General features: G+C 43.8%; 6 protein-coding genes and 1 pseudogene. 1 reads left to right on the top strand and 6 read right to left on the bottom strand.

The features are described from left to right. Positions 1-711 precede the first annotated feature (711 nt). Positions 712-1,887, top strand: a complete 1,176-nt coding sequence (locus AB4384_RS20375; protein ID WP_017064690.1) for a threonine/serine exporter family protein — start codon at positions 712-714, stop codon at positions 1,885-1,887. A 312-nt stretch (positions 1,888-2,199) separates the two neighbouring features. On the opposite strand, the gene AB4384_RS20370 is transcribed toward AB4384_RS20375, so the two are convergent. The 6 genes and pseudogenes from AB4384_RS20370 to tnpC form a co-directional block, all read right to left on the bottom strand. Next, positions 2,200-3,183 carry a GTP-binding protein gene (locus AB4384_RS20370; RefSeq protein ID WP_065584640.1) on the bottom strand — a complete coding sequence of 328 codons (984 nt, stop codon included), beginning with the start codon at positions 3,181-3,183 and terminating at the stop codon, positions 2,200-2,202. Between the two features lie 92 nt (positions 3,184-3,275). Next, complete coding sequence (locus AB4384_RS20365; RefSeq protein ID WP_102319826.1) at positions 3,276-4,952, bottom strand: amidohydrolase family protein; 1,677 nt, start codon at positions 4,950-4,952, stop codon at positions 3,276-3,278. A gap of 109 nt (positions 4,953-5,061) precedes the next feature. Next, positions 5,062-5,643, bottom strand: coding sequence for a hypothetical protein (locus tag AB4384_RS20360; protein ID WP_372104197.1), 582 nt, complete (start codon positions 5,641-5,643; stop codon positions 5,062-5,064). Further along, positions 5,588-5,779 (bottom strand): carboxylesterase family protein, encoded by a 192-nt coding sequence (locus tag AB4384_RS20355; protein WP_372104194.1) that lies wholly within the window; start codon positions 5,777-5,779, stop codon positions 5,588-5,590. Before AB4384_RS20355 ends, AB4384_RS20360 begins: the two co-directional genes overlap by 56 nt. A 44-nt stretch (positions 5,780-5,823) precedes the next feature. Next, complete coding sequence (locus AB4384_RS20350; RefSeq protein WP_017062010.1) at positions 5,824-6,108, bottom strand: hypothetical protein; 285 nt, start codon at positions 6,106-6,108, stop codon at positions 5,824-5,826. A gap of 377 nt (positions 6,109-6,485) precedes the next feature. Further along, a pseudogene (gene tnpC / locus AB4384_RS20345) lies at positions 6,486-7,355 on the bottom strand (IS66 family transposase); the annotation flags it as partial.

Genomic DNA, 7,355 nt, shown 5'->3' with positions numbered 1-7,355 from the left:
CGAGATACCGACTACTTCTTGGAAAGCCGCGATGAACCACAAATAAGCGGCTCTTTTTTAGCCCAATTTTCTGCTCTTAAACCTTATCGACTGTATCCGCCCCATGAACCCACGGGACGATATTGTTAATACGTGAGCGCCGCAATCACACTGTTAGCGCTAAGGAACCTTTGAAACCGTCATCAAAGCTCACTCATAATAAGCTATTATTTACAGTAGATTTCGGTTAATTTTCCAAAGGCCATTATGAAAAACAAACTGAGTTTAGCAATTCAAGCATACTGCAACTGGATTGATTCAAACATTATTGAAATTGCTTATGTCGGTTCCATTCTAGTTGTGATTCTAACGCTCATCATCAATCTTATTTAGGCTTCCATTTCCTAAATATTAGTTTCCTTTACTCATTACCGAGCTTTTCTAAAAGCCTCAGAGTTAAATCAATCACCTCATGGATTTGGAGTTTTACGCCTTCAAATAGCTGCGTGAGCGGATCTATTTTTGAGGTTGCAGCTTCAACAATGACTGATTTACCTCAACGATAAACTGATAACCTCTCATTCAATGAATCCTATCTTTTTAACCATTGCCTTGTTCGTTTGTAGGGGCCCGTCCTCTATACACGACTATTGGTTACGCTTGAATGAGGATACTATTGAATTAGAATGCCCCTCAAACATATATCGCCTTGGTTATTGAGAAACAAACAGAATGAAACAAACAAATCACATCGAACAATGCCAGCAAGAAATTTTGAGCTTTTCGGACCGATTACATCAATCTGGTTGTGCGCCTTACTCGGTAGCTCAATACACTCAAGCTTATGCAAAACGCCAGAACATTGATGTCTCTATTGATGTGACCCCGACAAAAGTCATCACTATTTTTGAGCAACCCACGCAAAAAGTCGTGATGGAAAACAAAAAACCACCCTCGGTTAACTTACGTGATTTAGTCGCAACGCTTAAAGGGTTTTCGACTCATTCCCATTACGAAGGTTCAGAAACCTACTCGAATCGTACCTTGTGCTTTGCCAATTTATTGCTTCCGCCATGTTATTTAATGTTAGTTGGCAGTACTTATCTGGCGGTCGGTTTATCCATTATTCTGGGCGCTATAGCCTGGCTAGCACAAATTTTCCTGACTGGGCCAAGAAGCATTCTTGTCGAGTTCTTTGTCGCCTTAGTAGCCAGTTTTTTAACCGGTATGATAGCGGCACAGGTTCCCGGCTTACCAACATTGGCACTGTGCATTTCTTCCATTGTCCTTTTTATTCCTGGGTTAACCGTCACCAACGGCTTAGCCAGTCTTGCTCTCAATGACTTTCGGTCAGGTATCGAACTGCTTGCACAAAGCGCACTCATAGTAATGAAAATATTCATCGGCATTGTTATGGGGTTAGGCTTAGCCAACATAATCAATCAACCATTATCGGTACCGGTATTTATTGATGAAATCCCATTCGTTCTTCATGTCACCGCACTGATCGGGATTTCTGTCGCTATTGGCCTTATTTTCAACGCAAGTATGACAGAAATTCTCTTAGGCCTTCCTGTCGCGGCAATTGGCATGTGGGGGCCACATTGGTTTACTTCCGATTGGGTTGTAGGTACATGGGTAAGCACAATACTCATTACGCTTTACGGGTTGGGGATGGGAAAATTGCGTCACGTTCCACCACTCATATACATTATTCAAGGGATCATCATTCTTGTCCCCGGTAGTCGAATCATTGTCGGAGCAAGTGAGTCCTTCTTTGCGACCTCCATTTTACCCATTCCGAATATTGGTCTGTCCGCCTTGCTGATGTTTGGCGCGATTATGGCGGGACAAATCATGGTTTATTCTATATTTAGTCGTCATTTTGATTCCATCATTGAGGACTAACCATCGAGCTAACAATCGCTGATCAACACGCCCCAATAACCCACGATTGAGTCTTTATCTGCTTTTTGACGTTAACCGATTCTGAGAAGGTACTGATGAACAGAGTCTCGAAAATCGATAAGACTATTTTGTTTCAGATGGCGAGGGGAATGAGCAATATGGATTTGGAAAAACCGAATAGAATCGAAAGTAGCCAATAATTCAATAAGATAAGGATGCTTAGGATGAGTCAATGCAAAGTAGGCAGAGGTAAGCTAGGTATAGGCAAGCGCTAGGTTGATAGGCTTGCCATCTACTCCATTTCCGTTCTAACTACGCCACCAGTGCGTTCAGTTTTTTACGCATACTCTCTTTATCAAGGCCACCTTTAGGTCCAATGAAGACTAACCGTGACGAACGAGATTCATCATCTTCCCATGCATCTCCAACCGTCACATTGGCTCGCTGGCCCGTGCACTGAAATACACAGCGATGATCAGGACGATCGGTTAAATTTAAAATACCTTTCATGCGATAAGCATCAATTGAAAACTGTTGCAGTAGAGGATACAAACTTTGTAGATTAAGTGGTTGATCAGTTTCAAAGCTGAATGTTTCGAAATCATGGTTCACGTGATGACAGTGCTCATCATGACAATCATGGTGCTGGCATTCCTTTTGATCAGCCGCTATTTTGTTAGTGACAAAGCGCGTACTTTCAGGGGCATCAAATAAGATAGGTAAATCCACTTCGCCGAATGAAATATCAATCAATTTAGCAAACGGAGCTTGTACTCGGCACCATGCTTTGACTTGCTCTAGTTTATCAGCATCGACTAGGTCAACTTTATTAACCAGAACAATGTCAGCCACTTGAATTTGCTGCTTCGACAACGTCTCCATTGGGCCTTCTAGCCCTAAAATGTTTTCCGCATCGATCGTCGTCACGATTGCATTTAAAGGTGCGTGTGCTTGCAGTTCCGGATCTTCAAATTGAAGTGCCACTTCTTTGGGTTCTGCGATACCTGAAGTTTCAACAATAATATGGTCTGGGCGTTCCTCTAATGCGAGTAAACGCATTACCGAAACGACTAGTCCTTCTGCAAGGTTACAACAGATACAGCCATTCTCTAGGCTGATCATATTTTCACTTTCAGATTTAACTAACTCCGCATCAACATTGATTGATCCAAAATCATTGACGATCACAGCCATGCGCATTCCATTTGCATTGGTTAATATATGGTTTAGTAGGGTCGTTTTCCCTGCTCCTAAAAATCCGGCTAAAATTGTTACTGGAATAGGCTTCTTGCTCATAGCATGCTCTCTTTCGATTTTCGTTGTCTATATTTACTCGGTAAGCAATAAAAAAGGTTGAGCTAATGCCCAACCTTTTAAGTCAGGATAACTTAGCCAGTAACTTTGTTGCGAACCGCTTCACCTGGGTTTGAATCTAACAACATTTCACCAGCTTCAATGATAGGTGTCCCGTTTACAAGTACGTATTTCATGCCTGTAGAAAGGGCATTTGGTTTATCAAATGTTGCAACGGCTTTTACTTCATCAAGTTTGAAAATAGCTAAATCAGCATCTTTACCTACTTGAATACGACCTTTATTTGCCATTTGTGGCACAGCATCCTCAAGAATACGACATGCGTTTAAGCTAGTTCTTTCCATCGCTTCTACTAGTGTTACCGCTTTGTATTCCTCGACATATTTTTCAATAAAACGAGAGAAACAAGCAAGTGAGCGAGGGTGAGCTATTGCGTTGCTTGGAAGTGGCCATACATCACCTTCAATTAATACGCCTTTATCATCCATCCAAGGCATTGCATCTGAAGCGATAGCTGCACCTGGGAACAATACTGAACGGTCCATTTTAGCGCGATCTTCTTTGTTCTCATCGGGTTTTAAGAAGTGCATGACAACCACGGTACCGGGCGCTGATGCTTGTAGTTCAGTGACTTTTTCTTGGTTTAGTGCTTTACCATTCGCTTCCATGTAGCTAGCGCTTGGTACACCCCAACGTTGTAACCAATCGTCACCACGGAAAACTTCTGCGCCAATAACGGAAGAGCCAGCACCATAAGGATAAGCTTCAGTAGTAACGGCTAAACCTTGATCAATGGCGGATTGAACTAAATCGGCACAATCTTCGATATCTTGTACTGACGTGCTGTTGAGGTGACAAATGTGCATGTGTGCACCCGTTGTCGCCGACAGGCTAATGAGTTCTTGGTATGCTTCAAAGCTTGATTTTGGCTCTGCGCTGTTTAGGTAACGAACGTGAGTGTAAGTTGGTACTTCATAGCGTTTTGCTAGTTTAGCAAGATCATAGTACTCTTTGTGGCCATAACCTGGTGCGTAACCCGCGTTAATACCAATGCCTAAGCCCCCCTCTTTAAGACCTTGCTCAACCGAGCCCAGAATTTGTTTTAATTCATCTGGGGTTGCTAGGGTATTTTGCCAATTGTTTTTAGAAAAAGCTTTCTGGAACCAAACAATCGTACCATCAGGAGCAGGCATCGTAGGTTCTTTTGCTTGAATACGAGCGTAAGTCCATGCTACAGAAGCGCCGTAATTAATCGGGCGACCTTCAGCAGCAGTAATATCGTAGTACGTTCCGATTGGGAATAGACCAGATTCCATCTCAAGAGCGGTGGTTACGCCATCGAATGCTTGAGCACGGGCAGCAGGAAGTTGTTGTCCGTGAGCGTGCATATCGATAAAGCCAGGTGCAACCACGAGACCTTCAGCATCGATGATTGTTTTGCCTTGCAGCTTTTTGTCTGAGATTGCAGCAATACGCTTACCTTTAATACCGACGTGACGAATTGCGTCGAGTCCAGTTTCAGGATCAACAACACGGCCATTTTCGATAACGATATCAAATGGCCCTTTCTCGTTAGGCATCAGTTTGATGTTTTGGCCAACCAGTTTTTCAGGGGCTGCATGTAAAACAGAGGCAAAAGGCAGTGCCGCAGCCCCAACCGCTAACTTAGTCAAAGTCGAACGTTTATCTGTATCGACACCATCAAGTAATACTTGCGTAGCGTCCAATTCATTTGGGTCGTAATTTTTCATATTGATACCTGTTATGTTTGTTGTAAAAGAATATTAGTTCATGATTGCTATGAAAACTATGCTGCATGTAGAAAAATCAATCGATTGACTAACACCCACCTTTCCATCATTAGAATCCACTGCCAACCGTTATATAAAACGCGCTGTCAACGTCACTAAAAGCGAGGTCTACCCCCATGTGTAACCCATATCGGCAAGCTATCTGATAGCGAAATCCAGCACCATACGCATCGACACTTTCATCGTCTGACAGACTGCCCTCTACTGTCGCTTTATCCAGGCCATAAAACGCAGAAACGGTCCAACGATTATCAATCGCATTATCGTATTCCGCGACAACACCCAGCCCAGAGGTCACCGAGCTTTCGCCCATAAAATATTGAATAACGCCATTGATAGCGTTATTCACATCTTCATTACTGGTCTCAAACTCTACCGAGCTCTGGCCAATAATCTGTTTCACACCCAGCATCAATGGTGTGTTTGCCACTCGAAACTGGAGCTGCTGAAGCGCAGCGACTCCCGAGGTTTTTGTGCCGAATTGAATCGTTTTGTTGTACGACGCACCTATACTGAACTCTTTGAAAATATCGAGGTTCGCCTTTCCAGCGCCAACGCCACCCGTATATCGAATGTTATCTTTTAGCCACGACGGTATCACCGTTAATGTCGGTATCAGAACCTGCGCCATATTCAAAGTCCCCACCATGAATAAAGACATACACGGGTAATGACTCTGAACCATTGATCTCCGAAGGACGCCAAATATTAAGATTCAAGCAATCTTCAGATTGCTCTTGCTGGGTTATTTTAAGCTGTGGGCACACGGCGCCAAATTGTGTCGCATCTATAGCGCTATCAGCATTGTGTTCTAATTGACGGAGTGACTGTGCTGAAAACGTTGTTGATCGGCGTAAGTGATTCCTTTAAACGCTTCAATGGATACGCGTTGCTCGTCACCTGCTAAGGTATTGATCACAACAGACTCTCTATTTGCGAAAAGAGTCGCGTCCCCGATGGATACTGAAACCTGCTCTGTTGGTAATGTCTGAAGCGGTTCTGGCTTAATAGGACGTGAGCTGGTTTCATCACTACCCCACGCAGAAAGAGCAACAGTGATAGCGATAACCATGAGTGAGCGATGCGTTAAATTCATGGTTGTACCCATAAATGTGTTCGGCCATCTGACCTGATATTGGTATCATCAAACCTGAGAATCCCTATGCTCAGCCATGCTCATTTCTGGAGTATTTGAAGTATTTTTTCTTTATGGTGCGATATTAATTCACTCTTTAAATTTGAATAAATCGCTTATGCAGGACGTGATCCTACATATATTCACTACCGTGAGTGGATGTCGCTTTTTATTTATCACAAAGACTTCTTGTTGTACCTTCTTTGGCTGACTATCTAGGGTTGATAAAATTTCAACGGGTTCTTGAAACAGCTCTATAGGGGGTTGCTGTAACTCTCCTTCTGAAGCTTCAAACTCATCAAAGAACCCAAATATGTTATTAGAGTCCGATGGCATAGTTAGCACCAAACGTAAGTTTCGAGGCCAAAGCCAATATTGTTGAGGTCTGTTTTGACTTGACCCGAAGAGGTCCAAGGTAGAAGTGCGTCGATATCAGGCTCTGCTTTCGCGAGCTCTTTCATGCACTTGACCATATAGTCATAGAGGATAAGGCCGTTGGCTTTTGCAGTCTCGACGATACTGTAAAGCATCGCGCTCGCCTCAGCGCCATTTGGTGTGTTGGAGAATAGCCAATTTTTCCTGCCAATAACCAGCGGTTTAATTGCGCGTTCAGCGCGATTATTATCGATAGATAAGTGACCATCGTCGATATAACGAATGAGTTTAGGCCATTACCCGAGCTTGTACTTTATTGCTTTGCCTAGTGGGCTAGAGCCTATCACCTTCTGGGTTGTCATCCATTGGTAAAGCTCATCCAGTATCGGCTTGGCATACGCTTAACGCTCTGCTTTGCGTTCTTCGGCAGGCGCACCTTTTAAGCGTGATTCTATCCCGCAGAGCTTTGGGGGGTTAGCCAGCGCTTTATCAGCCTTGCCCGATTTACCTTCCCCTTGAAGCTTCTTCGCGTCCATGAACTTGCGTTAAGCACCCTACATTGGTGACGTGATGCAGACCATCATAAGCCGCGTAGCCATCGGTTTGTAGATAACCGTTGTAGTCACCTAAAAAGTCCACGGGACACACCCTCGCGCGACTGTTTTGATAGTCGTACAAGGCGATTTTTTCACATTCGGCAGTGCCGCTTCGGGCGAGTCAGCGCCTGAGCAGTAAAGCCACATATAACACTGCTTCTCTTCTTTGAGCACATTGAGCGGCGTTTCATCCGCTTGAACCACCACTTGTTGAAGTAGGTGCTCTTTCAAGGCCGC

Source organism: Vibrio sp. 10N.261.51.A4 (assembly GCF_041471945.1).
GTDB classification, from domain to species: Bacteria; Pseudomonadota; Gammaproteobacteria; order Enterobacterales; family Vibrionaceae; genus Vibrio; species Vibrio crassostreae_C.
The sequence above is the reverse complement of the archived record's forward strand: the minus strand, read 5'-3'. Positions and strand labels throughout refer to the sequence as shown.

Coding starts and splice junctions, on each gene's coding strand:
- AB4384_RS20375 (WP_017064690.1), top strand. CDS start 712: ATGAAACAAACAAATCACATCGAACAATGCCAGCAAGAAATTTTGAGC.
- AB4384_RS20370 (WP_065584640.1), bottom strand. CDS start 3,183: ATGAGCAAGAAGCCTATTCCAGTAACAATTTTAGCCGGATTTTTAGGA.
- AB4384_RS20365 (WP_102319826.1), bottom strand. CDS start 4,952: ATGAAAAATTACGACCCAAATGAATTGGACGCTACGCAAGTATTACTT.
- AB4384_RS20360 (WP_372104197.1), bottom strand. CDS start 5,643: ATGGCGCAGGTTCTGATACCGACATTAACGGTGATACCGTCGTGGCTA.
- AB4384_RS20350 (WP_017062010.1), bottom strand. CDS start 6,108: ATGAATTTAACGCATCGCTCACTCATGGTTATCGCTATCACTGTTGCT.